At 63.7% G+C, this 26,245-nt stretch carries 33 protein-coding genes; 24 read left to right on the forward strand and 9 right to left on the reverse strand.

From position 1 onward, the window contains the following. Window positions 1-3 precede the first annotated feature (3 nt). From flbT to ACTIFE_RS10590, 10 genes are all read left to right on the forward strand, one after another. Window positions 4-426, forward strand: a complete 423-nt coding sequence (gene flbT / locus ACTIFE_RS10545) for a flagellar biosynthesis repressor FlbT (RefSeq protein WP_439529110.1) — start codon at window positions 4-6, stop codon at window positions 424-426. Window positions 427-448: 22 nt separating this feature from the next. Beyond that, window positions 449-865 carry a flagellar hook assembly protein FlgD gene (gene flgD / locus ACTIFE_RS10550; protein WP_439529111.1) on the forward strand — a complete coding sequence of 139 codons (417 nt, stop codon included), beginning with the start codon at window positions 449-451 and terminating at the stop codon, window positions 863-865. 2 nt (window positions 866-867) lie between these two features. After that, window positions 868-1,134: a flagellar biosynthetic protein FliQ gene (locus ACTIFE_RS10555; protein WP_439529112.1), complete on the forward strand. Its 267-nt coding sequence runs from the start codon at window positions 868-870 to the stop codon at window positions 1,132-1,134. A 361-nt stretch (window positions 1,135-1,495) separates the two neighbouring features. Then, on the forward strand, window positions 1,496-3,586 hold the full coding sequence (gene flhA, locus ACTIFE_RS10560) for a flagellar biosynthesis protein FlhA (RefSeq protein ID WP_439529113.1): 2,091 nt from the start codon (window positions 1,496-1,498) through the stop codon (window positions 3,584-3,586). 2 nt (window positions 3,587-3,588) lie between these two features. Then, window positions 3,589-4,362 carry a flagellar biosynthetic protein FliR gene (locus tag ACTIFE_RS10565; RefSeq protein ID WP_439529114.1) on the forward strand — a complete coding sequence of 258 codons (774 nt, stop codon included), beginning with the start codon at window positions 3,589-3,591 and terminating at the stop codon, window positions 4,360-4,362. Window positions 4,363-4,369: 7 nt separating this feature from the next. After that, a complete protein-coding gene (locus ACTIFE_RS10570) occupies window positions 4,370-4,807 on the forward strand; it encodes a flagellar biosynthesis protein R (RefSeq protein WP_439529115.1) in 438 nt (145 codons plus the stop codon). Window positions 4,808-4,850: 43 nt separating this feature from the next. Next, entirely contained in the window at window positions 4,851-5,315 is a 465-nt protein-coding gene (locus ACTIFE_RS10575) for a rod-binding protein (RefSeq protein WP_439529116.1), read from the forward strand. A gap of 14 nt (window positions 5,316-5,329) precedes the next feature. Continuing rightward, window positions 5,330-5,731 (forward strand): hypothetical protein, encoded by a 402-nt coding sequence (locus ACTIFE_RS10580; protein ID WP_439529117.1) that lies wholly within the window; start codon window positions 5,330-5,332, stop codon window positions 5,729-5,731. Beyond that, window positions 5,728-6,183, forward strand: coding sequence for a hypothetical protein (locus ACTIFE_RS10585; RefSeq protein WP_439529118.1), 456 nt, complete (start codon window positions 5,728-5,730; stop codon window positions 6,181-6,183). Before ACTIFE_RS10580 ends, ACTIFE_RS10585 begins: the two co-directional genes overlap by 4 nt. A gap of 178 nt (window positions 6,184-6,361) precedes the next feature. Further along, a complete protein-coding gene (locus ACTIFE_RS10590; RefSeq protein ID WP_439529119.1) occupies window positions 6,362-6,691 on the forward strand; it encodes a YnfA family protein in 330 nt (109 codons plus the stop codon). Between the two features lie 69 nt (window positions 6,692-6,760). Here the strand turns inward: ACTIFE_RS10590 and ACTIFE_RS10595 are convergent, their stop codons facing one another. The 7 genes from ACTIFE_RS10595 to motA form a co-directional block, all read right to left on the reverse strand. After that, complete coding sequence (locus ACTIFE_RS10595; RefSeq protein ID WP_439529120.1) at window positions 6,761-7,240, reverse strand: hypothetical protein; 480 nt, start codon at window positions 7,238-7,240, stop codon at window positions 6,761-6,763. Beyond that, entirely contained in the window at window positions 7,240-8,316 is a 1,077-nt protein-coding gene (flhB, locus tag ACTIFE_RS10600; protein WP_439529121.1) for a flagellar biosynthesis protein FlhB, read from the reverse strand. The genes ACTIFE_RS10595 and flhB overlap by 1 nt, the downstream gene beginning before the upstream one ends. 54 nt (window positions 8,317-8,370) lie before the next feature. Next, on the reverse strand, window positions 8,371-9,405 hold the full coding sequence (locus tag ACTIFE_RS10605) for a flagellar motor switch protein FliG (RefSeq protein WP_439529122.1): 1,035 nt from the start codon (window positions 9,403-9,405) through the stop codon (window positions 8,371-8,373). A gap of 26 nt (window positions 9,406-9,431) precedes the next feature. Beyond that, window positions 9,432-9,725: a flagellar motor switch protein FliN gene (gene fliN, locus ACTIFE_RS10610; RefSeq protein ID WP_244293959.1), complete on the reverse strand. Its 294-nt coding sequence runs from the start codon at window positions 9,723-9,725 to the stop codon at window positions 9,432-9,434. Between the two features lie 95 nt (window positions 9,726-9,820). Next, window positions 9,821-10,348: a hypothetical protein gene (locus ACTIFE_RS10615; protein ID WP_439529123.1), complete on the reverse strand. Its 528-nt coding sequence runs from the start codon at window positions 10,346-10,348 to the stop codon at window positions 9,821-9,823. Then, complete coding sequence (locus tag ACTIFE_RS10620; protein ID WP_439529124.1) at window positions 10,329-11,273, reverse strand: flagellar motor switch protein FliM; 945 nt, start codon at window positions 11,271-11,273, stop codon at window positions 10,329-10,331. The genes ACTIFE_RS10615 and ACTIFE_RS10620 overlap by 20 nt, the downstream gene beginning before the upstream one ends. Window positions 11,274-11,275: 2 nt before the next feature. Next, entirely contained in the window at window positions 11,276-12,172 is an 897-nt protein-coding gene (gene motA, locus ACTIFE_RS10625) for a flagellar motor stator protein MotA (protein ID WP_439529125.1), read from the reverse strand. Between the two features lie 278 nt (window positions 12,173-12,450). Here motA and ACTIFE_RS10630 point away from each other — a divergent pair, with 278 nt between their 5' ends. The 9 genes from ACTIFE_RS10630 to ACTIFE_RS10670 all read left to right on the forward strand — a co-directional run bounded on the left by ACTIFE_RS10630 (window position 12,451) and on the right by ACTIFE_RS10670 (window position 20,860). Continuing rightward, window positions 12,451-13,239 carry a DUF1217 domain-containing protein gene (locus tag ACTIFE_RS10630; RefSeq protein ID WP_439529126.1) on the forward strand — a complete coding sequence of 263 codons (789 nt, stop codon included), beginning with the start codon at window positions 12,451-12,453 and terminating at the stop codon, window positions 13,237-13,239. 5 nt (window positions 13,240-13,244) lie between these two features. After that, window positions 13,245-13,970: a flagellar basal-body rod protein FlgF gene (gene flgF, locus ACTIFE_RS10635; RefSeq protein WP_439529127.1), complete on the forward strand. Its 726-nt coding sequence runs from the start codon at window positions 13,245-13,247 to the stop codon at window positions 13,968-13,970. A gap of 45 nt (window positions 13,971-14,015) precedes the next feature. Then, on the forward strand, window positions 14,016-15,341 hold the full coding sequence (fliI, locus tag ACTIFE_RS10640) for a flagellar protein export ATPase FliI (RefSeq protein ID WP_439529128.1): 1,326 nt from the start codon (window positions 14,016-14,018) through the stop codon (window positions 15,339-15,341). A 318-nt stretch (window positions 15,342-15,659) separates the two neighbouring features. After that, window positions 15,660-16,400, forward strand: coding sequence for a response regulator transcription factor (locus tag ACTIFE_RS10645; protein WP_439529129.1), 741 nt, complete (start codon window positions 15,660-15,662; stop codon window positions 16,398-16,400). Window positions 16,401-16,592: 192 nt separating this feature from the next. Then, entirely contained in the window at window positions 16,593-17,381 is a 789-nt protein-coding gene (gene cobF, locus ACTIFE_RS10650; protein ID WP_439529130.1) for a precorrin-6A synthase (deacetylating), read from the forward strand. Between the two features lie 2 nt (window positions 17,382-17,383). After that, window positions 17,384-18,715 carry a precorrin-3B synthase gene (gene cobG / locus ACTIFE_RS10655; RefSeq protein ID WP_439529131.1) on the forward strand — a complete coding sequence of 444 codons (1,332 nt, stop codon included), beginning with the start codon at window positions 17,384-17,386 and terminating at the stop codon, window positions 18,713-18,715. Further along, window positions 18,712-19,344, forward strand: a complete 633-nt coding sequence (locus tag ACTIFE_RS10660; protein WP_439529132.1) for a precorrin-8X methylmutase — start codon at window positions 18,712-18,714, stop codon at window positions 19,342-19,344. The genes cobG and ACTIFE_RS10660 overlap by 4 nt, the downstream gene beginning before the upstream one ends. An 11-nt stretch (window positions 19,345-19,355) precedes the next feature. Next, complete coding sequence (locus ACTIFE_RS10665; RefSeq protein ID WP_439529133.1) at window positions 19,356-20,099, forward strand: precorrin-2 C(20)-methyltransferase; 744 nt, start codon at window positions 19,356-19,358, stop codon at window positions 20,097-20,099. Next, the gene (locus ACTIFE_RS10670; protein WP_439529134.1) at window positions 20,096-20,860 is read left to right on the forward strand and encodes a precorrin-3B C(17)-methyltransferase; all 765 of its coding nucleotides are present in this window, start codon (window positions 20,096-20,098) and stop codon (window positions 20,858-20,860) included. The genes ACTIFE_RS10665 and ACTIFE_RS10670 overlap by 4 nt, the downstream gene beginning before the upstream one ends. Here ACTIFE_RS10670 and ACTIFE_RS10675 read toward each other — a convergent pair. Beyond that, window positions 20,824-21,594: a cobalt-precorrin-6A reductase gene (locus tag ACTIFE_RS10675; RefSeq protein ID WP_439529135.1), complete on the reverse strand. Its 771-nt coding sequence runs from the start codon at window positions 21,592-21,594 to the stop codon at window positions 20,824-20,826. The two genes, ACTIFE_RS10670 and ACTIFE_RS10675, sit on opposite strands and share 37 nt — an antisense overlap. Here ACTIFE_RS10675 and cbiE point away from each other — a divergent pair. Both cbiE and cobM read left to right on the forward strand, forming a co-directional pair. Beyond that, window positions 21,587-22,894 carry a precorrin-6y C5,15-methyltransferase (decarboxylating) subunit CbiE gene (gene cbiE / locus ACTIFE_RS10680; RefSeq protein WP_439529136.1) on the forward strand — a complete coding sequence of 436 codons (1,308 nt, stop codon included), beginning with the start codon at window positions 21,587-21,589 and terminating at the stop codon, window positions 22,892-22,894. The two genes, ACTIFE_RS10675 and cbiE, sit on opposite strands and share 8 nt — an antisense overlap. A 20-nt stretch (window positions 22,895-22,914) precedes the next feature. Further along, window positions 22,915-23,676: a precorrin-4 C(11)-methyltransferase gene (gene cobM, locus ACTIFE_RS10685; RefSeq protein ID WP_439529137.1), complete on the forward strand. Its 762-nt coding sequence runs from the start codon at window positions 22,915-22,917 to the stop codon at window positions 23,674-23,676. Window positions 23,677-23,703: 27 nt separating this feature from the next. On the opposite strand, the gene ACTIFE_RS10690 is transcribed toward cobM, so the two are convergent. Further along, window positions 23,704-24,396, reverse strand: a complete 693-nt coding sequence (locus ACTIFE_RS10690) for a pirin family protein (RefSeq protein WP_439529138.1) — start codon at window positions 24,394-24,396, stop codon at window positions 23,704-23,706. Window positions 24,397-24,617: 221 nt separating this feature from the next. Between ACTIFE_RS10690 and ACTIFE_RS10695 the strand changes: the two genes are divergently transcribed. The 3 genes from ACTIFE_RS10695 to ACTIFE_RS10705 form a co-directional block, all read left to right on the forward strand. Then, the gene (locus ACTIFE_RS10695; RefSeq protein ID WP_439529142.1) at window positions 24,618-25,373 is read left to right on the forward strand and encodes a hypothetical protein; all 756 of its coding nucleotides are present in this window, start codon (window positions 24,618-24,620) and stop codon (window positions 25,371-25,373) included. Further along, complete coding sequence (locus ACTIFE_RS10700) at window positions 25,370-25,732, forward strand: hypothetical protein (protein WP_439529139.1); 363 nt, start codon at window positions 25,370-25,372, stop codon at window positions 25,730-25,732. The genes ACTIFE_RS10695 and ACTIFE_RS10700 overlap by 4 nt, the downstream gene beginning before the upstream one ends. A gap of 223 nt (window positions 25,733-25,955) precedes the next feature. Then, a partial coding sequence (locus ACTIFE_RS10705; protein WP_439529140.1) for a transposase occupies window positions 25,956-26,245 on the forward strand: 290 nt, incomplete at its 3' end.

Below are 26,245 nucleotides of genomic sequence, written 5' to 3' on the forward strand. Positions count from 1 at the left end.
TCTATGCATATTGCTCTCAAGGCCGGTGAACGCATCTTCATCAACGGGGCCGTGCTGCGGGTGGACCGCAAGACGAACCTGGAACTCATGAACAACGCGGTGTTCCTGCTGGAGGCCCATGTCCTGCAGCCGCAGGACACGACGACACCGCTGCGGCAGATCTATTTCGTGCTGCAGTCGATGCTGATGGACCCGGTCGCCGCCAGCACCGCCCGGGACCTCGCCGAGGTGCTGATCGCCTCCACCCGCAAGACCTTCTCCAACCGTGACATCGTCGATGGTCTTGGTGAAGTCGAGGTCCAGATGGCGGAAGACCGACTGTTCGATGCGCTCAAGACCATTCGCGGCCTCTACCCGATCGAAGCCCTGATCATGAGTGGCAAGGTGGCCGATCGCGCCCATGCCGGCGAAACCGAAGCGGCGTGACACGCCTGAAGGAGAGACACAGATGACCGTGATCCAGCCAACAGCCATCCAGCCAAATCAGGCGGCGCCGGCCGGAAAGTCCGGCCCGGCATCGGCAAAGGAGCAGCTGACCCTCGACTACAACGCCTTTCTGCAGCTGATGATGGCGCAGATGAAGAACCAGGATCCGACCGATCCGGTGGATGCAACCCAGCAGCTCGCCCAGCTCGCCAGCTTTTCGCAGGTCGAACAGGCGATCAAGACCAACACCAAGCTTGAGACCATGCTGACCAACATGTCCTTCGGCCAGGTCGATGATCTCATCGGACGCACCGTCACGGATAGCACCACCAATGTCAGCGGTCTGGTGAAGTCGGTCGAGGTTTACAGCGATGGCACCATGCTGGCGCTCGACAATGGCAAGAAGGTCCTGCTTGGTCCGGGCGTGAAGATCTCCTGACCATGAACGAGGCCGATGCCATTGACCTCGTGCGCAACGCCATCTGGGCGATCATCATCGGCTCTGCGCCGGCGGTGGTCCCCGCGATGGTCGTTGGCGTCACCATTGCCCTGGTGCAGGCCCTGACCCAGGTGCAGGAAGTCACGCTGACCTTCATTCCGAAGATCCTGGCGATCCTTGTCATGATCATCATCGCTGCCCCGTTCATCGGGTCGGAAATCTATGCCCTGACTGCGCTTGTCTACGGTCGCATCGAGAACGGCTTCTGATTGAGAGGAGCACGCTCGCTTTGGGGCAATGGTTCCCGACGTAAATTGCTGCGTCCTTGTCGCCTCCGGAAGGCAGGGGCAACCGAATAGGGAGCCAGACGGTACTTGAGGCCTCGCTGCCCCCCTCCCCCTTGTGGGGAGGGGTAAGGGGTGGGGGGATCGGGAAGCCACAAGATCATGGGGCGCACTGAGAGTTCCGGAACAACACCAGAATTTCGCACGGATTTTCAGGCTGCTCCCCCCACCCCCAAACCCCTCCCCACAAGGGGGAGGGGGGCGAGAGGCACAGTTCGTCCTCACCATGCCCACGCAAGCTTCACCTCAGATAGTGGAGCTGCGATCCCTCGAAACGAGATGAGGCATGTCGGACACAGCCCTTACGGCCATCGGCCAGACCCCCAACGGAAGCCGCCGCGACATTGGCTTTGCCGTTGGCATCGCCCTGATCCTGGCAGTTCTCTTCCTGCCCATTCCCGCCTTCATGATCGACATGGGGCTGGCTCTTTCCATCGCCCTGTCGGTCCTGATCCTGATGGTGGCCCTCTGGATCCAGAAGCCACTCGATTTCTCGTCCTTCCCGACGATCTTGCTGATTTCGACGATGCTGCGGCTGTCGCTGAATATCGCGACAACCCGTGTGATCCTGGCCAACGGCCACGAAGGTGTTGATGCGGCCGGCCATATCATCAACGGCTTCTCCACCTTCGTCATGAGCGGTGACTTCGTCATCGGCCTGATCGTCTTCACGATTCTTGTTGTGGTGAATTTCATCGTCATCACCAAGGGCGCCACCCGCATCGCGGAAGTGGGTGCCCGATTCACCCTGGATGCCATCCCGGGCAAGCAGATGGCGATCGACGCGGACCTCTCCGCCGGCCTCATCGACGACAAGGAGGCGCAGCGCCGCCGCCGCGAGCTGGAGGAGGAAAGTTCCTTCTTCGGCGCGATGGACGGTGCATCGAAATTCGTGCGCGGCGATGCCATCGCCGGCCTGATCATCACCGCCGTCAATATTTTCGGCGGCATCGTCATCGGTGTCACCCGCTACGACATGAGCTTGGGGGAGGCGTCCGACGTCTTCACCAAGCTGTCGGTTGGCGATGGCCTTGTCACCCAGATCCCGGCGCTGATCGTTTCTCTGGCGGCCGGTCTTCTGGTTTCCAAGGGCGGCACCCGCGGGGCGACCGAGACGGCGGTTCTCAACCAGCTTGCCGGATATCCGCGCGCGCTGATGGTTGCGGCCGCATTGATGGGCATCTTTGCCCTCATGCCCGGCCTGCCCATTCTCCCCTTTGCCTTCCTTGGCGGTTTGATGGCTTTCATCGGCTATTCGATCCCGAAGAAGAAGGCGGCGGCGGAGCAGATGGCAAAGGCGGTTGCGGAAGCTGCTGAGGCGAAAACCAAGCGTGACAGCCGAGAGTCCGTGAAGGAATCGCTGAAGACCGCAGAGATCGAGCTTTGCCTTGGCAAGCAGGTCGCCTCGCAGTTGCTGGTCGGCCACAACGAACTGGCCCGCCGCGTCGGCAAGATGCGCCGCAAGTTCGCCGAGCAATACGGCTTCGTGGTGCCTGACATCCGGGTGTCCGACAGCCTGATGCTGGATCCGAAGTGCTATCAGATCAAGATCCACGGCACTGTTGTTGCGATGCAGGAACTGAAGGTTGGCGAACTGCTCGTCATGACCGAGGAAAACCGCAACCTGCCGCTTTTGGGCGAGCCGACCCGCGAGCCGGCCTTCGGCATGCCGGCCTACTGGGTGCCGATGGCCTATCAGGATGAGTTGAAGCGGGATGGCCTCGTTCCGGCCGACAACAACACGGTGATCCTGACCCACCTGTCCGAGGTGATCCGCAACAACCTGCCGCAGCTACTGTCCTACAAGGACATGCGCAACCTGCTGGATCGGCTTGATCCGGAATATCGCAAGCTGATCGATGACATCTGCCCGTCCCACATTTCGTACTCCGGCCTGCAGGCGGTGCTGAAGCTTCTGCTGTCTGAGCGTGTTTCCATCCGCAATCTGCATCTGATCCTCGAAGCGGTGGCCGAAATCGTGCCGCATGTCCGTCGGTCGGAACAGGTGGTGGAACATGTGCGCATGCGCATTGCCCAGCAGATCTGCGGGGACCTTTCCGAAGGCGGGCCGCTCAACATCCTGCGCCTCGGCAACCGCTGGGATCTGGCCTTCCACCAGAGCATGAAGCGCGACAGCAAGGGCGATGTCGTCGAGTTCGACATCGAGCCGCAACTGGTCGAGGAATTCGGCACCCAGATGTCAACCGCCGTGAAAGCCCATATGAGCGGCGGCAAGCGCTTTGCCATCGTTGCTGCGCCTGAGGCCCGCCCCTATGTCCGCATGATCGTGGAGCGGATGTTCCCGACCTTGCCCGTCCTGTCCCATCTCGAAATCGCGCGAGGCACGGATGTCGCGACCATCGGCAGCATTTCCTGATCATGCTGGGCGAGATGATCCTGGCCCGGTTCGGCACGGAGACGGTTCTGGCCGTCTTCCTGCTGTTCTGCCGGATTGGCAGCTGCCTGATGGTGATCCCGGGCTTCGGCAGCGACCGCGTGCCCGTCCGGGTGCGCCTGCTGGTGGCCATCGCGATCACGCTGGCCTTGTCGCCGCTGCTTCTGCCCTCGATGCGAGCGGCCATGCCGGATCAGGGACTGGCAACGGTGACGCGTTTCATAGCGGCCGAACTGTTTGTCGGGCTGCTGCTTGGCCTCATGGGCCGCGCCTTCATCGCCGCGCTGGAGACCATCGGAACGCTGATTTCCATGTCCATTGGCCTGTCAACGATGCCAGGCCTGGCCGTGGAGGGCAACGAGGCGATCCCGCCGCTGGCCAACCTGATGACATTGACGGCAACGGCCATGGTCTTCATCACCAATCAGCACTGGGAGCTGATCCGCGCACTGGCCGACAGCTACACGGCCGTTCCGGTCGGGTCCGGCCTCGATGTGCAGAGCGGCCTCGCCCGGTTCACCGATCAGTTGGCTGCGACATTCCTTCTGGCGCTGCGGATCGGCAGCCCCTTTGTGATCTATGCCTTTGTGGTCAACTTTGCCCTGGGCCTTGCCAACAAATTGACCCCGCAGATCCCGATCTACTTCATCGCCATGCCCTTCGTCATAGCGGGCGGGCTCTACTTCCTGTTCGTCGTACTGGGAGAAGCCCTTCTCCTGTTTCTCGACGGATATGTCACCTGGCTCAAATTCAGTTGAGGCTCTCATGTCCAAGAACGCCAAGGAAATCGGGCGCATCCTCAAGCTCCAGCGCCAAATCCATCAGTTGTCGGCCTGGATGCTGGTCAACCTCGACCGGCAGGACGAGCAACTTGCCGAAAAGCAGGAGCGCGTGCTGAAGGCCTTGTCCGAGGGGGACCTTGCCCTGCAGGACCGCTTCATTCGCAATGCATCGCAGCGATTGAAGACCATCGCCGAGGAGCAAGCCCGCCTGTCAGAGGCGCGCGAGAAGGTGGAGGCGGAAATGGCCCGTCAAGGCCGCATGCTCAAAGTGACCGAACGGCGGCTGGCCACGGTGGCGCGGCTGGAGCATCAGGCTGGAGAAAACCGTCGGCTTGCCGATATCCTGGAACGCTACATCACCACCGAGGCGCAAGCTTCCCACAAGCTGGACGACCTAGTTTCGAAGGCAATGGAAGCCTGAACTCCGGATCTTCGGTTCCGGACCGTGCCGCAGGAGCTGCATAATGGCGATCTCCCCGCCAACCGATCTCGTTCTCGATGTTGCCCGCGCCGCCGAACCGGCCACCGCGCGTCTTGCCGCCGCAAAGCTGGAACGCCTCGCCTATGCCGCTGGTGAACCGGATGGCGTTGACGGCACGCCCTTTGCCGATGCGCTGGACAGTGTGGACAGCGAATACACAGACGTTCCGGCCTTGCCAGGGGGCACGGGCGGGGCCCGGGTCGCCATGTACAACGCCACATCGGTCAATCATGGCACCCTGTCGCCGGCTCAGAAGTTCGAGGCGATGATCCTGCAGCAGTTCGTGGACGGCATGATGCCGGATGATGCCGCGAGCGTTTACGGCTCCGGCACGGCCGGCGGGATCTGGAAGTCCATGCTGGCCGAGCAGATCAGCACCCAGATTGCCGCCCGTGGCGGCATCGGCATCGCTGACTTCGTCAACTCCAGCCTGAAGGCACGCGCATGAACGAGGCTCCCGCCATGTCTACCGCATCCGATCCGGTTGACCGTCTTTCCGGCCCCGCCAGTGATGCCTTGATTGCAGCGATCAGCAAGGCACATGCTGTCGTCGAAGCCGAAACGCGCGCCCTGCGCGACCAGGCCAGCCTTGACCTTCGCGCTTTTGAACATCGCAAGAGCCAGGCCCTTCTTGAACTGACGAGAGCCAGTCGTGGCCTCTTGCCGGCCGGTGTCGAAACCCTGCGCGGGACGCCTGTCGCTGAAGAACTGGGGCGCCTGCGCGAAGCGCTTGATGCCAACATGGCCTTGCTCGCCAAGCATCTTGATGCGGTCAGGGAGATCGCGGAAGTTATTTCCCGGGCCATGCTCGAGGCCGAGTCCGACGGCACCTACAGTGAGCGTGTCGCGGGGTGGCGGCCATGATCCGGCTGATTGCCGTCGGCCTGTGGATGTGCCTTGCAACCCTCGCCTCCAGCTATGGCGCGGTCTATTACATGACGCACCAGATGCCGGGAACTGAACAGGACATAACGCTCGGCGGGCTTGACTATGAACGCCTGCGCCCGATCAACGTTCCGATCCTCGAGAATGGCGCCCTGCAGGGCTATGTCGTGGCCCAGCTTGTCTTCACGGCGGATGGCGACAGCCTTGGCAATTCGGCAATACCGCCACATCCTTTCATCATCGACGAGACCTTCCGTCTTCTCTACGCCGACACGAGCCTCAACTTCCGCCGCCTCGAGCGCTACGACCTCGACCGGCTGAAGCAGCAGGTGCGCGAAACCGTCAATGCGCGGCTCGGCAGCGACCTGATCCAGGACATCCTGGTGGAAGAGTTCAATTACTTCGCCAAGGATGATGTGATCTCGCACTGAGCACCTTTTTGCCGCCCCGTCGGCCTGACCGCCGTCTTCCTGTCTGGAAGGCGGCGGTTTTGTTTGGGGTAGTGGCCAGACGCTTGCCCTTTCTGGCCTTGCCTGGCCCTGCAAGACATGGTGTCTGCCACTTGTGAGCGAGACCGTTGGCGGACACTTTGGCTGGAAACCTCCCCCTATGAAGACAACCCTGATCTACATCGCAGCGGCTCTGGGTGAGATTGCCGGCTGCTATTTCGTCTGGATGTGGTGGCGGCTGGGGCAGAGCCCGTTTTGGTTGCTGCCCGCATTTGCAAGTCTTGCCGCCTTTGCCTTCCTGTTGACCCTGGTCGAGGCTTCTGCAGCCGGCCGCATCTTTGCGGCCTACGGCGGCGTCTATGTGGTGGCGTCTCTTGCCTGGATGTGGACGGTCGAGGGCGTTCGGCCGGATCGTTTTGATCTTCTCGGCGGCGCAGTGATCCTGGTCGGAGCCTTGATTGTATTGGGAGCTCCGCGGGCCAGCGTGTGAGCGGACATGAAAAAGCCGCCAAAGCCGAGCGCCTGGCGGCAAGTTCAAACGATGGTGTTCGCTCTGGTTTTACTGCGCAACTGGTTTCAGCCGCGCATCACTCAGCGCTTCAGCCAGCCGCTGGGTGTTTTCTTCCGGATCCTCGGACGGATCGGCAAATTCCACGTGATGGATGTCGACAGCTGACCCGCGGGCATCCAGCGTCAGTCCGAAATAGACCCACACGCCCTTGTTGCGGAATTCGAGGTCCAGCCGCACGCTTGGGGTGGTGTTCCAGTCCAGCTCCGTCTGCGCGCCGAGGCCGTAGCGCAGGGTCTCGTTCTTGAAGAACAATTCGGAGGAGGACTTCACCAGATCCGAGATATTGGCGTGCTTTTCGGTCCGCACGAAGGCGATATAGTCGACCACATCGACCAGGCGCAGTTCCTCCGCTACGTCACTGACCGCATTGGCCAGCAATTCCTCACGCACCTGTCCGGCGCCAGTGAGACGGGTCATCGGACTGGAGGAGCCTTTTTGCATCATGCGGCCTTCAAACAATTCGTGCATCACACGACCTTTACTGTCTTGCGCGAATACACGTAAGAGATGATTTCCGCAACCATGCGATAAAACTGCGGCGGGATCATGCGCTCCAGTTCGGTACTTGCATAAAGCGCCCGGGCCAGTTCCCGGTTCTCGATGACGGGAATGTTGTTGTCTTCGGCGATTTGCCGGATCTTCAGGGCAATAAGGTCCTGGCCCTTGGCGATCACCACGGGCGCGGCGGTTTCATCCCGGTCATAGCGCAGGGCGACCGCGAAATGCGTCGGGTTGGCGATGACCAGCGTGGCCTGTGGCACGGCGGACATCATCCGGTTGCGGGCGCGGTCGCGGGCAATGGAGCGCTGGCGCGCCTTTACCAGCGGGTCGCCTTCGGACTGCTTGTACTCGTCCTTCAGTTCCTGGCGGCTCATCTTCAGCTTCTTGCGCCAGTGCATCCGGGCCCAAACAAGGTCGAGCGCCACCAGCAGGATCGTGGCGATGCAGATGCCCGAGAGCAGCTTCATCGACAGGTGCAGGATCGTTTCGGGGAGGGCAGAGGGGTCGGTGAACATGGCATTCACCAGCCCGTCCGTGTTGGAACGCAGCAGCAGGACCGAGACAAGACTGATCGTGCCGAACTTGAACAGGGCCTTGCCGAATTCGACCAGGCCTTGCGCGCCGAACAGCCGCTCCCATCCCTTGATGAGGGACAGCCGCGAAAGCTGGGGCTGGATCCGGTTGAGGACGAAGCGCGGGGCATTCTGGAGAAACGACGCAGCCAGCCCCGCGACCATGAGGATCGCGACAATGGGCGCCAGGAACAACCCGACTTGCAGGCCCACGCTATGGGTGAGTAGGATCGCATCCGAACCATTTCCAAGGCTGTATCCTCCTGCGTTGTCGATCAGACCGGTCAGTCCAGCGACCAGTCGCTGGACACCCGAGACGGTAACGAAGCTTCCGATCAGCAGGACGCCGAGGAAGCTGGCAAGCACCGATGCCTCCTTGGAGGCAGGGATATTGCCCTTGTCGATAGCGTCCCGGATTTTCTTCTCGGTCGGCTCTTCTGTTTTTGAATCCTGGTCTTCCTGCTCCGACATGGCTCCGCCCGGGCTGGAGGGGTCTGGTGCGCGTCAGGGCTGTCCTGATGTCCATCAGCGGAAATAGGCCGCTTCCTCTTGCTTCGGATTGAGTTCGATCTCGCCGCGTCCGGCCATTTCCAGGGCAAGGTCGGTGATCGAGGAGCGCGCCTGCAGCACGTCGCGCTGGCCGACGGGCTCGCCGCTCGCCAGTTCGTGTTCGACGATCCGCCGGGTGCGCGAGGTTAGCGACGACAGGATCACTTCGCGGAAGGCCCGGTCCGTGCCCTTCAGCGCCATGACGATGCGGTCGGTCGGGATCTGGTCGAAGATCGCCATGCGCGTCCGCGAGTTGAGGTTGATGATATCGTCGAAGGTGAACAGCAGGCCCTTCAGCAGTTCGGCCGACTTCGGCCGCGCTTCGGTCAGGCTGGTCAGCGCCTCTTCCATGTGGTCGCGGTCCATCTTGTTGAGGATGTCCGCCATCCGGGCATAGGAATCTGCTTCCATGCTGCCCGAGAGGTTGAGCATGAAGTCTTCGTGCAGCGTCTTTTCGACATCGCGCATGATTTCCTGCACGATTGCCTTGATCGACAGCATGCGCCGCATCAGCTGGTTGCGCAGCGGCGGCGGCAGCTGGCTCAGGACCTTGGCCGAGGCGCTGGGCCGGATTTTCGACAGGATCAGCGCCGCCGTCTGCGGGTGTTCCTTCATCAGGTAGTTGGCGAGCACGGTTTCCGACACGCTGGTAATCCGGTCCCAGATCGAGCGGTTGGAGTTGCCCAGGACGTCGGACATGATATCGGCGACCTGGTCTTCAGGCAGCACGCCTTCCAGCATCTTCTCCACTTCGTTGGCCGTACCAAACAGGGTGGTGCCATTGGAGAACTGGATGATGAAGTCCTCGGCCAGCCGGTCCAGTTCTTCCGCCGCCACCGTGCCCAGCTGCGCTGCGGCCACGGTGATCATGCGGATTTCTTCCTGGTCGAAGTGCTGCAGGAGCCGCTTGGAGCTCGGCTTGCCGAGCGCCAGCAGCAGGGCAGCCACTTTCTGGGTGCCCTTCAGGGCCCGTGTTGGCAGCATGGTGTTCATGGTCGCACTCGCAATCATGGGCCTCTGGTCTCTCAGCGGGCGCGTCAAGCGTCCAGCAAGCCGCTCTGGGCGCTGATGATTTCAGTCAGCGACACACCAAAGCGGGAATTGTCGTCTTCCACGACCACCACTTCACCGCGGGCCACGACCCGGCCGTTGACGACGATGTCGACCGGTTCACCGACCCGGTGGTTGAGCGGAATGACAGCACCACGCCCGAGCTTCAAAAGGTTTGCGACCAGCATCGTGGCCGACCCCAGCACCACCTGGATATTCACCGGGATGCCGAGAATGGTGTCGAGATTGCGGTCGTCGCCCATCAGGTCTTCCTGGGCCATCTTGGCCCCCTTGCGCTCCGTGCTCTCGACCTTGGCGAAATCGGCCTGGCTTGCCGACTTCACGCCGGCGCTGTCGAAGGTATCGGTGGTCTTGCTCATGTCAGGTCATCCTTGCGGTGCATGGAAACGGAACGGAACGGGCCGGTCTGCAGGTCATCGATGCGGTGGACCCGCATCTCGGTCGGGGGCGTCACGCCGGTCAGCAGCGGATCTGTGCGGCGGGCGCCGTCCTTTGAGGAGGCTGCGGCCGGGTCGGTGTCGGAGGGCGTGAACTGGCTGGCCGACGGCCGCACGGCCAGTTCGGCGGACAGTTGCTTCAGTTCGGCCTTCAGCACCGACTGCTGGCGCTTGGCCTCGCGGATCAGGCCGTCGATTTCGGCGATCAGGTCGCGGGCGTCGTCCATCCGCGAGCCGAGCGCGTTCAGAACCTGGGCGCCGCGTACGTTGATTTCCTGGATCGAGACCTCGATGCCATCGAGGGCGAGGGAGGTCTGGTCGAACACGCGCTGGTAATCCGCATGATAGGAGCCAAGCCGCCGCAACTCGCGGTACATGGTCACCATCTTGACGCTGGTGATCGCCAGCGCGACCAGCAGCACCGCATCAACGAGATAGGAGATCATCGACGATGTCCCTTTCCAGATGGATCAGGTCTTCGACCTGAAGGGTGTAGGAGCCGTCCAGTTGTCCGAGGCGGCAGTTGAAGATCGGCTGCTGGTTGCATTCCAGCTTCACCGGGCTGCGCGGCGTTGCCTGCAACTCGATGACCTGCCCGACCTGCAGATTGGCAATGTCGCCCAGGCTCATCTCGCGCTCCTCCAGAACGGCCTGAAGCCGGACTTCGGTGCGCTGGATCTCGCTCTGGAAATGTTGCGTCCACTGCTTGTCGCGGGTGGACATTTCGCCCGAGAGCACCTGCGACAGCTTCTGGCGCAGCGGGTTCAGCGTCGAATGCGGCATGACGACGAAGATCTCGCCGCCGCGGCCAATGGCCTGCAGCAGCAGCCGGGCAACCACGGCCGGGTTGTTGCGCCGGCCGATGATGGCAAAGTCCATGCGGCTTTCGACCCGCTCGATCTTGAGCGTTGTCTCGGCAATCGGGCTGAAGGATTCAGCCAGGGCCTTGGCCGCCACCTCGAACACGGTGCGGGCAATCCGGGTCTCGATGGACGAGAACGGCCGCTCCTCATCGATCGGCGGCTCGGTCCCGTCTGCGCCGAACAGGACATCGATCATCGTGAAGATGAAGTCCCGGTCGAAGCCGATCAGCATGCGGGTGTCGAGTTCCGGCGAGTAGAGCACCGCGACAAGTGCATTGGACTCGTAGACATCGAGCACGTCGCCGATGCGTTCGTTGTCGATGTTGGATACCGAGATATAGGACGGCGAGGCCGACTTCTGCCGCATGGCATCGGCAAAGACGCGGGCCATGCGGTCGAACAGGACCGGCAGCATCGGCAGGCGGTCGACCGAGATCCCGGCAGCATCCAGCAGGCGGTCGGTGATCTGGGCGCGTTCGTTCTGGTAGGACTGGGCAGCTTCAAGCATGATCAGGCCGCTCCCTTCAGATCCTGCACGCCTTCGGAGCTGTGTCCGCCGGAGTTCATGGTCTCGTTCTCGACTTCGTCGATGGTCGGGCGGTCATAGGCGGAAATGGTCTTGCGGCCATGTTCCAGGGCGACCTGCGGCGGGGCGCCGTTCATGAAGGCCAGCAGCGACTGCTTGACGATGATGTAGGGCCGAAGCCGCGCTTCACGCACACCCTTCACCTTGTGTGCGATCGGAGCAACCAGTGCATAGGACAGGAAGATGCCGACAAAGGTGCCAACGAGGGCGGCGCCGATGAGTGATCCAAGGATCTGCGGCGACTGGTCGATGGCCCCCATCGCTTTGATCACGCCGAGCACCGCTGCAACGATGCCGATGGCAGGTAGCGCTTCGGCCAGGGCAGAGAGCGCATAGTAAGGCTTCATCTGGTCGCGGTGGATGGTCTGCAGCTCTTCGTCCATCAGCGCTTCGATTTCATGCGCCCGGGCGTTGCCGACGATGATCAGGCGGAAGTAGTCGCAGACGAAGGTCGAGAGACCCCGGTTGCGGTAGACGGTCGGGAAGGCGCGGAAGATTTCCGAGTCCTGCGGGTTCTCGATATGCGGTTCGACTTCGTTGCGGCCCTTGGAGCGCAGCTCGCGCATCAGGGCATAGAGCAGCGCCAAGACGTCGAGATAGTCGCGCTTCTTCGGAATGGAGTTGAACACCGCCTCGCGGGTAGCCCGTATGGTGTCGATGATCGATTTCATCGGATTGGCAACGAAGAACGTGCCGATGGCGATGCCGATGATGATCACCAGTTCCCAGGGTTGCCAGAGAACGGTCACCTTGCCGCCCATGGCGGAGAACCCGCCGATCAGCGAGACGGCGGCGATGATCAGACCCAGAATGATTGTCACCTGGCAGCTCCTTGCCGGTTGCATGTGAATGTCGATGACAGCAGGCTAGGAGGCGAGGCTTGCCCGAAGCTGTCCGGTATTTTGCTGGCTTTACCGGGCCTTGATTGTTGCCTGCCGAAAAGCAGGGTGGGTTCAGTCCGCGCGGGCAAGGAGAGGCAGGGGGAGGCAGCCGGAGGCTACCGGCGGGCTGCAAGGTCCAGCCCGGCGCAAGCCTCGCCGCGCACATTCGCCGCATGACAACGGGCCGACGCCGTGCCCTCACATGCGGACAACAGCCGATGATAAGCACATTGCTGCAGTACCAGATGGTGACGGGCAACCTGAACCGGTCGCTCAAGGTCACATCCCAGGACCCTCAGGTCGCGCGGGAAAGCGACTATTACATGAAGACGATCGACAGCATCAAAAGCGTCGAGGAGTTCCTGGATAACGACCGGGTCTATGCCTTTGCCATGAAGGCGATGGGCCTCGAGGACATGACCTATGCCAAGGCTTTCATGAAAAAAGCCCTTGTTGACGGGGTGGACAAGCGTGACAGCTTTGCCAACCGGCTTGCCGACAAGCGCTATGCCGAGTTCGTCAAGGTGTTCAATTTCAGCCGCTATGGCCCAACTACCACGACTTTCAGCCGGACACAGAAGCCCATTGTTGATGCCTATGTGCGCCAGACGCTGGAAGTCAAAAGCGGCGAGAACAACGAGGCTGTCCGCCTCGCGCTCTATTTCGCGCGCAAGGCTGGTACTCTCACGAACTCCTTTGAAGTGCTGGCGGACCGGGCGCTGCAGCAGGTGGTGCTGACGGCACTGGGCCTGCCGAAGGAATTCGCCGCAGCCAATATCGACAAGCAGGCGGCCTTGATCACCAACCGGGTCAAGTTCGAGGACTTCAAGGATCCGGCCAAGCTCGACACGTTTCTCACGCGGTTTGCCACCATGTGGGACCTGCAGAACGGCGGGCCGCAGGCCGCCGTGTCCCCGGCAGTTATTTTGAACACCGGCGGCACGCCCGGTGGCATTGGCCAGGATCTCCTGGCTCGTATCCAGTCCTTCAAGCTCGGCGGGTTCTGAACATCATGCAGTCAGCTCTTTACGTTGCCCTTTCCGCGCAGGTTGCCCTGTCTAACCGCCTCGATACGGTTGCCCGCAATCTCGCAAACATGAACACCGTCGGCTACCGTGCCGACGAGGTGAAGTTCTCCGAGATGCTGTCCAAGGCGGCGCAGGATCCGGTCAGCTTCGCCAGCACCGGTGAAACCTTCATCTCCCGCCAGATCGGTGGCCTTACCCGCACCGACAATGCGCTTGATGTCGCGGTCGAGGGCGAGGGCTGGTTGGCCATTCGCGTTGGTGAGGACGTCGCCTACACGCGCGATGGCCGGATGCAGATCGACGAGGATGGCGTTCTGCGCACTTTGAACGGCTATGATGTGCTTGATGCCGGCGGCCTGGCGATCCAGCTCAACCCGGACAACGGGCTGCCGAATATTGGCCGTGATGGCGCCATCACCCAAGGTGAGGAGCAGGTCGGCGCGATTGGTCTGTTCCGCATTCCGGACGATGCCAAGCTGCGCCGCTACGAGAACTCCGCCGTCATGCCAGACAGGCCTGCCGAGCCGATCCAGGAGTTCATCCAGGACGGTGTTGTGCAGGGGTACACCGAGACCGCGAACATCAATCCGATCCGCGAGATGACCAAGCTGATCATGCTGACCCGCGCCTTTGATGCGGCCTCGAAGATGATCGAGACCAGCAGTGACTCGCAAGGTTTGGCCGTCCGGGATCTCGGTGAGACAGCTTAAAGCCGTCTCAGCCCCACCCTTGCCTGTATCAGGATCTGACCAGCAATGAACGCACTCGACCGGCTCGCCCATGCCATCGCCGCCGCCACCAAGGAAGTGGACCCTGTCCGGGTTGGCGGCCGGGTCACCCAGGTCACGCCGAGCGCCATCCGGGTCAGCGGCCTGTCCAAGATGGTTTGTCTCGGCGACCTCGTCACCCTCTCCGGCAAGGGCGGCGAGCGGCGCGGCGAGATCATTCGCCTCGACGAGCAGGATGTGATGGTCAAGCCCTTCGAGCCCCATGCTGACATCGGCATCGGCGCCCGCGCCTATCGCAAGGGCGCATTGACCGTGCATCCGCATGTCAGCTGGAAGGGCCGTGTCGTCGATGCGCTGGGTCAGCCTGCGGACAACCTCGGCCCGCTTCATCCGGGGCCTGAGGCCATGCCGCTGGACCGGGAACCGCCCCAGATGCTGGAACGCGGCCGTGTCCGCAAGCCGGTCCGCACCGGCGTCAAGGTCATCGACCTGTTCACCCCGCTCTGCGTCGGCCAGCGTGTCGGCGTCTTCGCCGGATCCGGTGTCGGCAAGTCGACCTTGCTGGCGATGCTGGCCGGGTCGGACGACTTCGACACGGTCGTTGTCGGGCTTGTTGGCGAACGGGGTCGCGAAGTGCGCGAATTTGTCGAGGATGTTCTCGGAAAGGCACTGGAAAGGTCAGTCATTGTCGTGGCAACGGGCGACGAAAGCGCCATGATGCGCCGCCTTGCGCCCCGCACCGCCATGAGTGTCGCCGAGTACTTCCGTGGCCGCGGGGACTCGGTCCTTCTCATCATCGATTCCGCCACCCGCTTCGCCCATGCTGCCCGAGATGTCTCGATGGCCGCCGGCGAACCGCCTGTTGCCCGCGGCTACACGCCTTCGGTGTTCTCGGATCTGACCCATCTTCTCGAGCGCGCCGGCCCGGGTCCGGAGGGTGAGGGAGCGATTACCGGCATCTTCTCGGTGCTGGTCGATGGCGACGATCACAATGATCCCGTCGCCGATACCTTGCGCGGCGTGCTCGATGGTCACATCGTGCTGGACCGGTCGATTGCCGACGCTGGGCGCTATCCGGCGGTCAACGTTCTGGGCTCCATCTCGCGTCTGTCCCAGCATGCCTGGACGGCGGAAGAGCGCGAACTGATCATGCGGCTCAAGGCCATGATTTCCCGCTACGAAGATACCCGTGACCTGCGCCTGATGGGCGGATACCAGCCCGGCAGTGACCCGGCTCTGGACAAGGCCTGCCAGCTGGTGCCGAAGATCTACGAGTTCCTGCGTCAGGACGCGCGAACCCGGCAGGCAAGTGATCCCTTTACCGACCTCGCCAGGGCGTTGTCCCAGGGGTAACAGGGCTGATATCGGCAATATGGCCTGCGAGCATCGAGGTTCGCACGCGAGATGCTCTTGCCAATCAAAAGAATTGTCATTATAAGTTCATGCAAAGAGCGGCCTTTTCGCATGTTCTTTTTGTTCTTTTTCGCGATTTTGTTGATTTTATTTTGAGTAAACTTTTATATTCCGCAAGTTAACTCGTATTCAATCAGATTTTATAACCCCTCATAATTCTTGTTTTCACGTCCATGATTGTCGTGGTCATCTGGTGTTTGACCCAGGGCCGATGAACCAATAGTGATTCATCAACAAGGCTGTGCTGGGGACAACACCATGTTTGTAATTGTAGATGATCGAGAGATCGTGACGACTGGTTACGCGTCCGGTTTTGAGCGTGAGGGCTTTGCCTGTCTGGCGCTGTCGCCGCAGGAGTTACCGGACTGGGTCAAGACGGCGTCTGAAGATGATCTCGCCTCCATTGAAGCGTTCCTGCTTGGCGAGTGTGACGAGCGCCCTGATTTTCCCCGCATGATCCGGACCTATTGCGATCAGGCGCCGATCCTGGCGCTGGATGAACGTCCCAGCCTTGATCAGACACTTGAACTGTTTGCCTGCGGCGTTGACGATGTGTTGCGCAAGCCGGTGCATGTCCGCGAGATCCTCGCCCGTGTCGGCGCCATTCGGCGCCGGACCATGGCTGAGGCTGACAACCTCGAGATTGGCCGGATCCGCGTGTTCCTTGATGGCCGCGACCCCGTCATCGCCGGTGAAGTCTTCGAGTTGCCGCGCCGCGAACGTCGTATTCTTGAGTATCTGGCCCGCAACCATGGCCGCCGCGTCACCAAGACGCAGATCTACAACGCGGTCTATGGCTTGATGAACGAAGAAGTCGACGAATGCGTCGTCGAGAGCCATGTGTCCAAGCTGCGCAAGAAGCTGAAGGATCGCCTTGGATATGATCCGATCGAGTCCAAGCGCTACATCGGCTACATGCTGAAAGCCCAGCCGCTTGACGCTCCGGGTGTCCAGCCGGTTCGCGTCACTGAGGCGCGCCGGGTGCTCGAAAGGGTCTGACAGCTCGTTTCTATTACCTGATAGGGTTCCGGCGCTGATCCGCGCCAGCCATGTTCTGTGCCGGCTTCGGAATTCGACCATTTGCGGTCGGTGATCGGGCTGGCATTCTGAAAGAACTGCCTCTAAGACAAATCTTGCGGGACCCAAACCGGGACGCAGGCCGGCAGCGCAATGGGCGCACGGGAGAAGGCAGTGAAGAGGCGAATTCGCGTCATCGGGATCGGCTCCGGCAATCCCGACCACATGACCATTCAGGCAATTGACGCGCTCAATTCCTGTGACGTCCTGTTCGTGCCCACCAAAGGCGAGGAAAAGGCCTTTCTCGCCGAACTGCGTCACGAAATCTGCACCCGCTTCATTACTGGCCCGATGCCGCGTCTGGTGCATTACGCCGTGCCGAAGCGCCGCGCCGATGGCGACTATGGTGCCGCCGTCGATGACTGGCACGACGCGATTGCCGCCATTTACGAAGACCTGCTCCTGTCCGAGGTCGCCGAGAGCGAGACCGTGGGCCTGCTCGTCTGGGGCGACCCGATGCTCTACGACAGCACCCTGCGCCTGATCGACAAGCTGAAAGCGCGCGCACGGGTCACCTTCGACTACGACGTCATCCCCGGCATCACCAGCCTGCAGGTGCTCTGCGCCGAACACCGCATGCCGCTCAATCGCATCGGCGCGCCGGTGACGATCACCACCGGACGCCGGCTTGCCGCCGGCTTGCCGGAGGGGGCCTCGGACGTGGCTGTCATGCTTGACGGGGTCCAGGCCTTCAACTCTGTCGCCGACCGGGACGCGATCCTTACCTGGGGTGCTTTCCTCGGCACACCCATGCAGATCCTGCGGCAGGGGCGTCTCGGCGACATTGCCGACGAGATCACCGCCACGCGGACGCAAGCCCGCGCCGAGCACGGCTGGATCATGGATATCTACCTGATCCGCGCCAGTGCAGCCGAGGCGGATGCGGACGGGCAGGCGGCATGATGATGGCTCAACTCCTTGCCGCAGCAGCCCGCCCGCCCGAACGCCGGGGCGCCTGCCCGACCCTGGCAACGCCGATGGAAACCGGCGACGGCCTGCTGGCGCGGCTGCGCCCGGTCGCGCCCGGCTACGCCCCCCAGGATTGGCTGCGGCTCGCAGCCCTCAGTCAGCAGCATGGCAACGGCCTGCTTGATGTGACCGCGCGGGGCAACCTCCAGATCCGGGGCCTGACCCGCGACAGCGCTGCGCGACTGGCACAGGATCTCGCCGTCGCCGGGCTCCACAGCCACACCGGCCTTGCCATTGAGACCCCGCCGCTCGCGGGTCTCGACCCAAGCGAAATCGCCGATGGCCGGCCGCTGGCGGAGGCCCTTCGCGCCGCCGTCATGGCGCAGGGCGATGCCCTGCGGCTTGCGCCCAAGCTTGCCGTCGTGGTCGACGGCGGCGGCCTGCTCAACCTCTCCGGTCAGGTCGCGGACATCCGGCTCGATGCGGTCCGCCGCAGTGGCGCGGTGCTCTGGCGCATCGGTCTGGCGGGTGACGCCTTGTCCGCGCGTGCCCTCGCTGAAGTCCCACAAAGTATGGCGGTCGCTGCGGTTCTCCGCCTGCTCGCGGCCCTCACGGCGCTTGGACCTACCGCCCGGGGCCGCGATCTTGACCTTGCTGCCCTGGCCCAGTCAGACACCCCGCTGCCGCCGCAAGCGATCCCGTCGCCGGCACCGGTCGGGCTCCTCAACGCAGGCGGCCTTGCCGTGCTTGGTGTGCGCCTGCCCTTCGGCCGCATCGCTGCCGAGGCGCTGATCACCTGGCTCAACGGTCTGGGACGGCTCGGCGCGAGGGAGGTTCGTCTTGCCCCCGGCCATGCCCTGCTGGTGCTGGGGATTGCGCCGGAACGGGCGGCCGAGGCTGCTGCCCTGGCGCAGGCGACCGGTCTGATCGTTGATCCGGCGGACCCGCGCAATCACATCGTCGCCTGTCCGGGCCAGCGGGGCTGCGGCTCCGGCCTGATCGACCCGCGCGCGCTCACCGACCTGCTCGTCACCACAGCGCCGGCCTTGCTCGACGGATCGCTGACGCTGCATCTCTCCGGCTGCGGCAAGGGCTGCGCCCATCCCGCTGCCGCGCCCCTTGGCCTCACCGGAACGCCCGGCGGCATCGCGCTGGTTGCCGGTGGCCGGGCCGGCGACGCTCCGGTGGCCGTGCTTGACCCCGCCGACCTCGGCCCGGCCCTGAGCCGGCTGAGCCTGCGCCTGCGTGCCGGTTCGGACAACGCCGCCATCCAGATCACCCAGTTGGGGCCGGACGGGCTCCGCGCCCTCATCAAAGACGAGACATGACAGACTACGACTACATCAAGGACGGTCAGGCGATCTACGTGAAGTCCTTCGCCATCATCCGCGCGGAGGCTGACCTCAGCCGCTTCAGCGAAGCCGAGGCCGACGTCGCCGTGCGCATGATCCACGCCGCCGGACTGGTCGAGGCGGCGCAGCATTTCGTTTTCGGCCCGGGCTTTGTGGAGGCCGCGCGCGGTGCACTGGAAGCGGGCGCCCCGATCTTCTGCGACGCCGAGATGGTCGCGCGCGGGGTAACGGCGGCCCGCCTGCCGGCCGGCAACGAGGTCCTCTGTACCCTGCGCGACCCGCAGACCCATGCACTGGCCGAGGAGATCGGCAACACCCGCTCTGCGGCGGCCCTCAGGCTGTGGCTTCCCCGTCTGGCGGGCTCGGTCGTCGCCATCGGCAACGCGCCTACGGCCCTGTTTTACCTCCTTGAACTGCTGCGCGACGGCGCACCGAAGCCGGCGGCGATCCTGGGCATGCCCGTCGGCTTTGTCGGCGCGGCCGAATCCAAGGATGCGCTGGCGGAGAATTCCTATGGCGTTCCTTACGCCATCGTGCGCGGCCGGCTGGGCGGCAGCGCGATGACGGCCGCTGCCCTCAATGCCCTGGCGCGGCCCGGACTGTGATGGATCTGATGATGACTGAGGCGAGTGACAAGATCGGCCGGCTGTATGGCGTGGGCACGGGTCCGGGGGACCCGGAGCTGCTGACGCTGAAGGCGGCGCGGGCACTGGAAGAGGCGGATGTGCTGGCCTGGTTCGCCAAGGCGGGCCGGCGCGGCAACGGGCGCGGCATTGTCGAGACGCGCATCAAGCCCGACATCATCGAGCTGCCGCTCTACTATCCGGTGACGACCGAGATCGACAAGGAAGAGGACGCCTACAAGAGCCAGATCACCGCGTTCTACGAGACCTCGGCCGCCGCCATCGCGGAGCATCTGCGCGCCGGGCGCACCGTGGCCGTGCTCTCCGAAGGCGATCCGCTGTTCTATGGCTCCTACATGCACATGCATGTGCGCCTCGCGCCGCATTTCCCCGTCGAGGTCATCCCCGGCATCACCGCCATGTCCGGCTGCTGGTCGCTCGCCGGTGTGCCGATCGTGCAGGGCGACGACGTGCTGACCGTCCTGCCCGGCACCATGGCGGAAGCCGAACTGGTGCGCCGCCTGAAGGATACGGAAGGCGCCGTCATCATGAAGCTCGGCCGCAACCTGCCCAAGGTGCGCCGCGCGCTTGCCGCCGCCGGCCGTCTGGAGGACGCGATCTATGTCGAGCGCGGCACCATGCCGACCTCCAGCTCCACCCGCCTGGCCGACAAGCCGGATGACAGCGCGCCCTATTTCTCGCTGATCCTCGTGCCGGGCTGGAGCGGGCAGCCATGACGGGCGTCATCCATGTCATCGGCACCGGACCCGGCAATCCGGAGCAGATGACACCGGAGGCCCTGCGCGCCGTCGCGGTGTCGCAGGAGTTCTACGGCTACTTTCCCTACATCGAACGCCTGAACCTCAGGCCTGACCAGAAAGCGGTCGCCTCCGACAACCGCGAGGAACTGGCCCGCGCCCGTGCGGCCCTCGCCCGTGCTGCCGAGGGCGTCAATGTCTGCGTCGTCTCGGGTGGGGACCCTGGCGTCTTTGCCATGGCCAGCGCCGTCTGCGAGGCGATCGAGCATGGGCCGGAGGCCTGGCGCGCGCTGGAGCTGGTCGTGGTTCCCGGCCTCACCGCCATGCTGGCGGTTGCCGCCCGCATCGGCGCGCCGCTCGGCCACGACTTCTGCGCCATTTCCCTGTCCGACAACCTGAAGCCCTGGGACCTGATCGAGCGCCGCCTGCAGCTGGTGGCCGAGGCCGGGCTGGTGATGGCCTTCTACAATCCGATCAGCAAGGCGCGGCCCTGGCAGCTGGGCCGGGCCTTCGACATCCTGCGTACCGTGCTGCCGGGCGAGACCCCGGTGATCTTTGGCCGCGCTGCCGGCCGCCCTGACGAGCGGATCGTCGTCAGCACGCTGGCGGCGGCCGATCCGGCCGAGGCCGACATGGCCACCTGCGTCATGGTCGGCTCGCCCGAGACCCGCGTCATTGCCCGCCCGGGCCGGCCGGATCTCGTCTATACGCCGCGCTTTGCCGGCAGGCCCAGGCCATGATCCAGCAGCGCGACCGCCTCCGCCGCTGTCCCGGCCCTCAGGGCCGCGACCGGCGCTGGCCGCTCGATCATCACCACCGGCAGGCCGAGGGTCCGTGCGGCGGCGATCTTGCCGTAGGTGGCCGCGCCGCCGCTGTTCTTGCAGACGATCACCTCGATCTGCCGCGCAAGCAGGAGCCGTTCCTCGGCTGCCTCATCGAAGGGCCCGCGCGACAGCAGCGTTTCCAGTTGCGGCAGCTGCAGGGGCGGCTCGACCGGATCGACGCTGCGCACCAGATACTGATGCTGCGGCGCCGCCTCGAAGGCAGCCGCCTCCTGCCGGCCGATGGCCAGAAACACGCGCTTCGGCGCAGCACCAAGGGCCGCCACGGCCGCCGCGACCGAGGTGACCTGCTGCCACCGGTCGCCGGGTTCGGCCTGCCATGCCGGCCGCTCCAGCCGGATCAGCGGCACGCCGGTCAGCCTTGCGGCTGTCGCGGCGTTCTGCGTGATCTGCCGGGCAAAGGGATGGGTCGCATCGATCAGCACGTCGATGGCATGCTGGGTGAGATAGGCCGCCAGTCCGTCCGCACCGCCGAAGCCGCCCGTCCGGGTCGGGGCGGGCAGGGGCAGGGGATCGCGGGTGCGCCCGGCGAGCGACAGGGTGAGCGCGATGTCGCGGCGCGGCGCAAGCTGTTCGGCCAGCTCGCGCGCTTCGGTCGTGCCCGCCAGAACGAGGATGTGACGCGTGTCCAAGCCTGACCAACTCCCTCTGCCGCCAGCGGCGGATTCTCCGTCCTGCAGCGCTCCTTGGCTCATCCTGATCGGCCTCGGTGAAGACGGTTTAGCCGGGCTCGGCGAGGCTGCCAAGGCGGAGCTTGCCCGGGCCGAGCTGGTGTTCGGCGGCCAGCGTCATCTGGACCTCGCCCAATCGGCGATCCGGGGCGAGACGCGGAGCTGGCTGAGCCCCTTCGAGCGCTCGGTGGAGGACATCCTGGCGGCCCGGGGCCGGTCTGTCGTCGTGCTCGCCTCGGGCGATCCGTTCCTCTTCGGCGTCGGGGCCACCCTGTCGCGCCGCATTCCGGCGGACGAGATGCGGAGCTATCCCGCCCCGTCCGCCTTCAGCCTCGCAGCCTCCCGGCTCGGCTGGCCGCTGCAGGACACGGTCTGCGTCTCCCTGCATGGCCGTCCGCTTGACCTGATCCGGCCGCACCTGCAGCCCGGCAGCCGCGTGCTGGCGCTGACCTCCGATGCCGCCGGCCCCGCCGATCTCGCGGCGCTGCTGGTGGCCGAGGGCTTCGGCGCCACCCGGCTCACCGTTCTGGAAGCGCTGGGAGGCCCGCGCGAGCGCGTGACCACGACGGTGGCCGAGGGCTTCCGGCTCACAGACATCGACAACCTCAATGTCTGCGCGCTTGGAGTCGCCGCTAGCGCCGGCGCCCGCGTCCTGCCGCTCGCCGCCGGCCGCGATGACAGCCTGTTCGAGCACGACGGCCAGATCACCAAGCGCGAGATCCGCGCGCTGACCCTGTCGGCGCTCGCCCCCCGCCGCGGCGAGCACCTGTGGGACATTGGCGCCGGCTCCGGCTCTGTTGCCATCGAATGGATGCTCACGAACCCCTCACTGTCCGCCACCGCCATCGAGGCCGATCCCGAGCGCTGTGCCCGGCTGGCGCGCAACGCCGCCCGGTTCGGCGTGCCGTCCCTGCGGCTCGTGCAGGGCACCGCGCCCGCAGCGTTGCAGGGGCTTGCCAGTCCCGATGCGATCTTCGTCGGCGGCGGCGGCTCGGAGCCCGGCGTCATGGACACAGCCTGCGCCACGCTGAAAACCGGTGGCCGGCTGGTCGCCAATGCCGTGACGCTGGAGATGGAAGCCGTGCTGCTCGCCCTTCACGCCAGGCTCGGCGGCAGCCTGACGCGGCTCGAGATCGCCCGCGCCTCGCCGGTCGGCAGCATGACGGCCTGGCGTCCGGCCATGCCGATCACGCAATGGGTCTGGGTCAAGCCGGATCCCGAGAGCCCCGCGCCGTCGTCTGACGCCCCCGTTTCAAGCTAGATCCGTCACGAGGAAATCCCATGGCCGTTCACTTCATTGGCGCCGGTCCCGGCGCCGCCGATCTCATCACCGTGCGGGGCCGCGATCTCATCGGCAAATGCCCGGTCTGCCTCTATGCCGGGTCGCTGGTGTCGCCGGAGCTCCTGCAATATTGCCCGGACGGGGCGCGCATCATCGACACCGCGCCGATGTCGCTGGACGAGATCGAGGCCGAATATGTCCACGCGTCCGAACGCGGGCAGGACGTGGCCCGGCTGCACTCCGGCGATCTTTCTGTGTGGAGTGCGGTGGCCGAGCAGATCCGCCGGCTGGAGAAAAACGGCATCTCCTACACCATGACCCCCGGCGTCCCGGCCTTTGCCGCGGCCGCCTCCGTGCTCGGGCGTGAGCTCACCATCCCGGCGGTGGCGCAGAGCCTCGTGCTCACCCGCGTCTCCGGCCGCGCCTCGCCAATGCCGAACGACGAGACGCTCACCCGCTTCGGCGCGACGGGCTCGACGCTGGCGATCCATCTGGCGATCCATGCGCTGGATCAGGTTGTCGAGGAACTGACCCCGCTCTATGGCGCCGACTGCCCGGTCGCCATCGTCGTCAAGGCAACCTGGCCGGACGAACGGATCATCCTCGGCACGCTTGCCGACATCGCCGCCAAGGTCGCCGCCGACCCGATCGAACGCACGGCGCTGATCTTCGTCGGCCACGGCCTCAGTGCCCGAGACTTCCGCGAAAGCGCCCTCTACGATACCGCCTACCAACGCCGCTTCCGCGGCCGCGGCGAGTAACAGCGGTGCGCGAGGGGAGGGCTTTACTCAGGCAAGGTCGAAGCGCAGCAGTCGGCCGTCCGTGTGCCAGCGGATGTCCGGCGACTGCTGGTCGATCTGGATGCCGTCGCCGGCCGTTAGCCGTTCGCCGCCGATCTCCGCTAGTCCGTCGATGACATGCAGGAACAGGCCGCGCCCGGGCGTATGCGGGAGCGGCGTCACATCGCCGTCCCGCGCCTGCAGGAGGGAAACCCGCGTGTCCGAACCCAGCTCCGTCAGCGCGCCGCTGCCCGAGGGACCTGCGAGGTCAACCCAGCCAGTGTCCCGGGGCGGCAGCGCCGCCTGCTGGTAGGACGGCGCTCCGCCTGCCTTGTCCGGGATGATCCAGATCTGCAGCAGGTGCGTGGTTTCGTTCTCGGCCCCGTTCATCTCCGAATGCGAGATGCCGCTGCCGGCACGCATGAGCTGGATCTCGCCCGCCGCCGTCTCGCCCTTGTGTCCAAGACTGTCCTCGTGCCGCACCTTGCCCTTCAGCACCAGGGTGAGGATGTCCATGTCGGCATGGTCGTGCCAGGCAAAGCCCGCGCCGGGAATGATCCAGTCCTCGTTGATCACGCGCAGCGCCCGGAAGCCCATGCGCTTCGGGTCGCGGAACTCGCCGAAGGAAAAGGTGTGAAAGCTGTCGAGCCAGCCCTTCCGGCTGCGCCCGCGGCTCATGTTCTCGTGGATCAGCAATGTCATGACAGTCTCTCGTTATCTGAGGATTTCTGGGTGAGACCATGAGCGGATAACCTGTCCAGGATGCGAACCACGTCCCGGACGATGTCTTGCTGCTCTTCCTGCCCGTTGCTTAAATGTAGGATCTGTGCAGCGCCCTGACCAGGCGCGACGACCCGGAAACCGGCCTCACCTACCTTGGGCGCCCGCTACGGAGCCTGTCCCCGGCTTGACCGGGGAACCCCATCCTCGCCCGCTTCGTCTCACCAGACTGGTTCGATCCGACCCAGCAAGGCGTCGGGACAAACAGGTATGCCTATGCGGCAAACAATCCAATTCTGTTCAAGGATCCGGGGGGGAATGACTCATTTGTCAGCGGCTCACCGCAAAAAGACGGCAGCTATAGCTGCCACAGTTGTAACGATAGATCGGGCAATTACTTCTCCGGGCGGAATAGTTGGCACATCGAATACGGCAGCATTTCCCGTGAGGAACGTGTAAGGCTCAGTGATCCGGAGGAACGTGCACGTGATGCCAGGGCGGCTCAGGAGCTAATTGGGTTTGCGCCAATTGTCGGAACTCCTCTTGCTATAGCTGAGGCCTATGAGAACCCAAGTTGGTTCGGTGCGGCCATGGTCGGGCTCAGCATTATTCCCGCCGGTAAGATCGGGGGGAAGGCAGCAGCAGAGGCTGTTGAGGGGGTTGTGAAGGGAGTGGGTACCATCGGCAGGAAATCTGACGAGGTGATCCATGTTACGAAGAACGGTGTTGCCTTTCCTGCTGGTGCCAAGCACGATATCCTTGAAAGTTACGTTCAGAACCCACATCGCTCTGGCAGCTATGGTGAGGTAGTAGATGGGAAGTTTAAGGAAAGATTGCGCATCGACCCGCCAACGCCTCCGGGACAAAAGGGACCGAATTATTCGCACTACCATAGGGACGGTAAAGGGACCCATTACAGCCCTCGACCAGGCGATAAGGATCCAGGGTTCAGGCCATGACCGATACCTTTAATTCCTTGCCGTGGCACGACGCCGAACTGCTGGAACTGATGGTCGACCGGCGCAATGCGGGAGCGCGCGACGAGGTTCGGTTGCGAGTTGCCTGGCCTCAAGGTGACGAGGCGACCCTACTGTTTCATGACTGCTATGCCATTGTCGCTGAGATGAACTTCGGTGTCATTGCAGAAGAGCGAATTGCCAATGGCTCGCTGATTGACGATGATCCGGGTCTGAAAGCGATTATGGGCCGCTGGAAACCGCTCGGCGTGTCGCTGGAAATGCTGCAATGCTATCGATTGGAGACATCGTCGACTTCCAGCGTCATACGAATCTATGCCAAGCGATTTGAGGTTGCGTAGCCTGATGACTGGACGTCACTCACTAAAGGTTAGCCTGCACGTCAGTAGCATCGAAGATGTCGACGACCTAATAGTCGCATGGGGCCCAGATGATTGCGATCTCCGGGACATTGAGATCGACGCACGCTGCGATAGTCGCAGCGGCGACCTAGGTTTCAGACCCATAAAATAGCTATGCAAGTTGTTTGAAATTTGATTCAAGCTCCTGAACAGGAGTTTGGTGATGTCTCATGGGTTCTTCTGGCTCAGCGATGAGCAGTTTTCGAAGTTGCGGCCGCTTTTGCCGACCGGGACACGCGGCAAGGCCCGTGTCGATGACCGGCGGGTGATCAGTGGCATCATTCATGTTCTGAAGTCGGGTGGCCGCTGGGTCGATGCGCCGGAGGTCTATGGGCCTCGGAAAACCCTCTATAATCGCTTTGTCCGCTGGTCGGAGAAAGGTGTCTGGACAAGGATTTTCGACGCATTGTCCCAAGCTGGCGGACCTGTTCTGGAAGTGATGATCGACAGCAC

The organism is Pannonibacter sp. (assembly GCF_051860505.1).
GTDB lineage: Bacteria > Pseudomonadota > Alphaproteobacteria > Rhizobiales > Stappiaceae > Pannonibacter.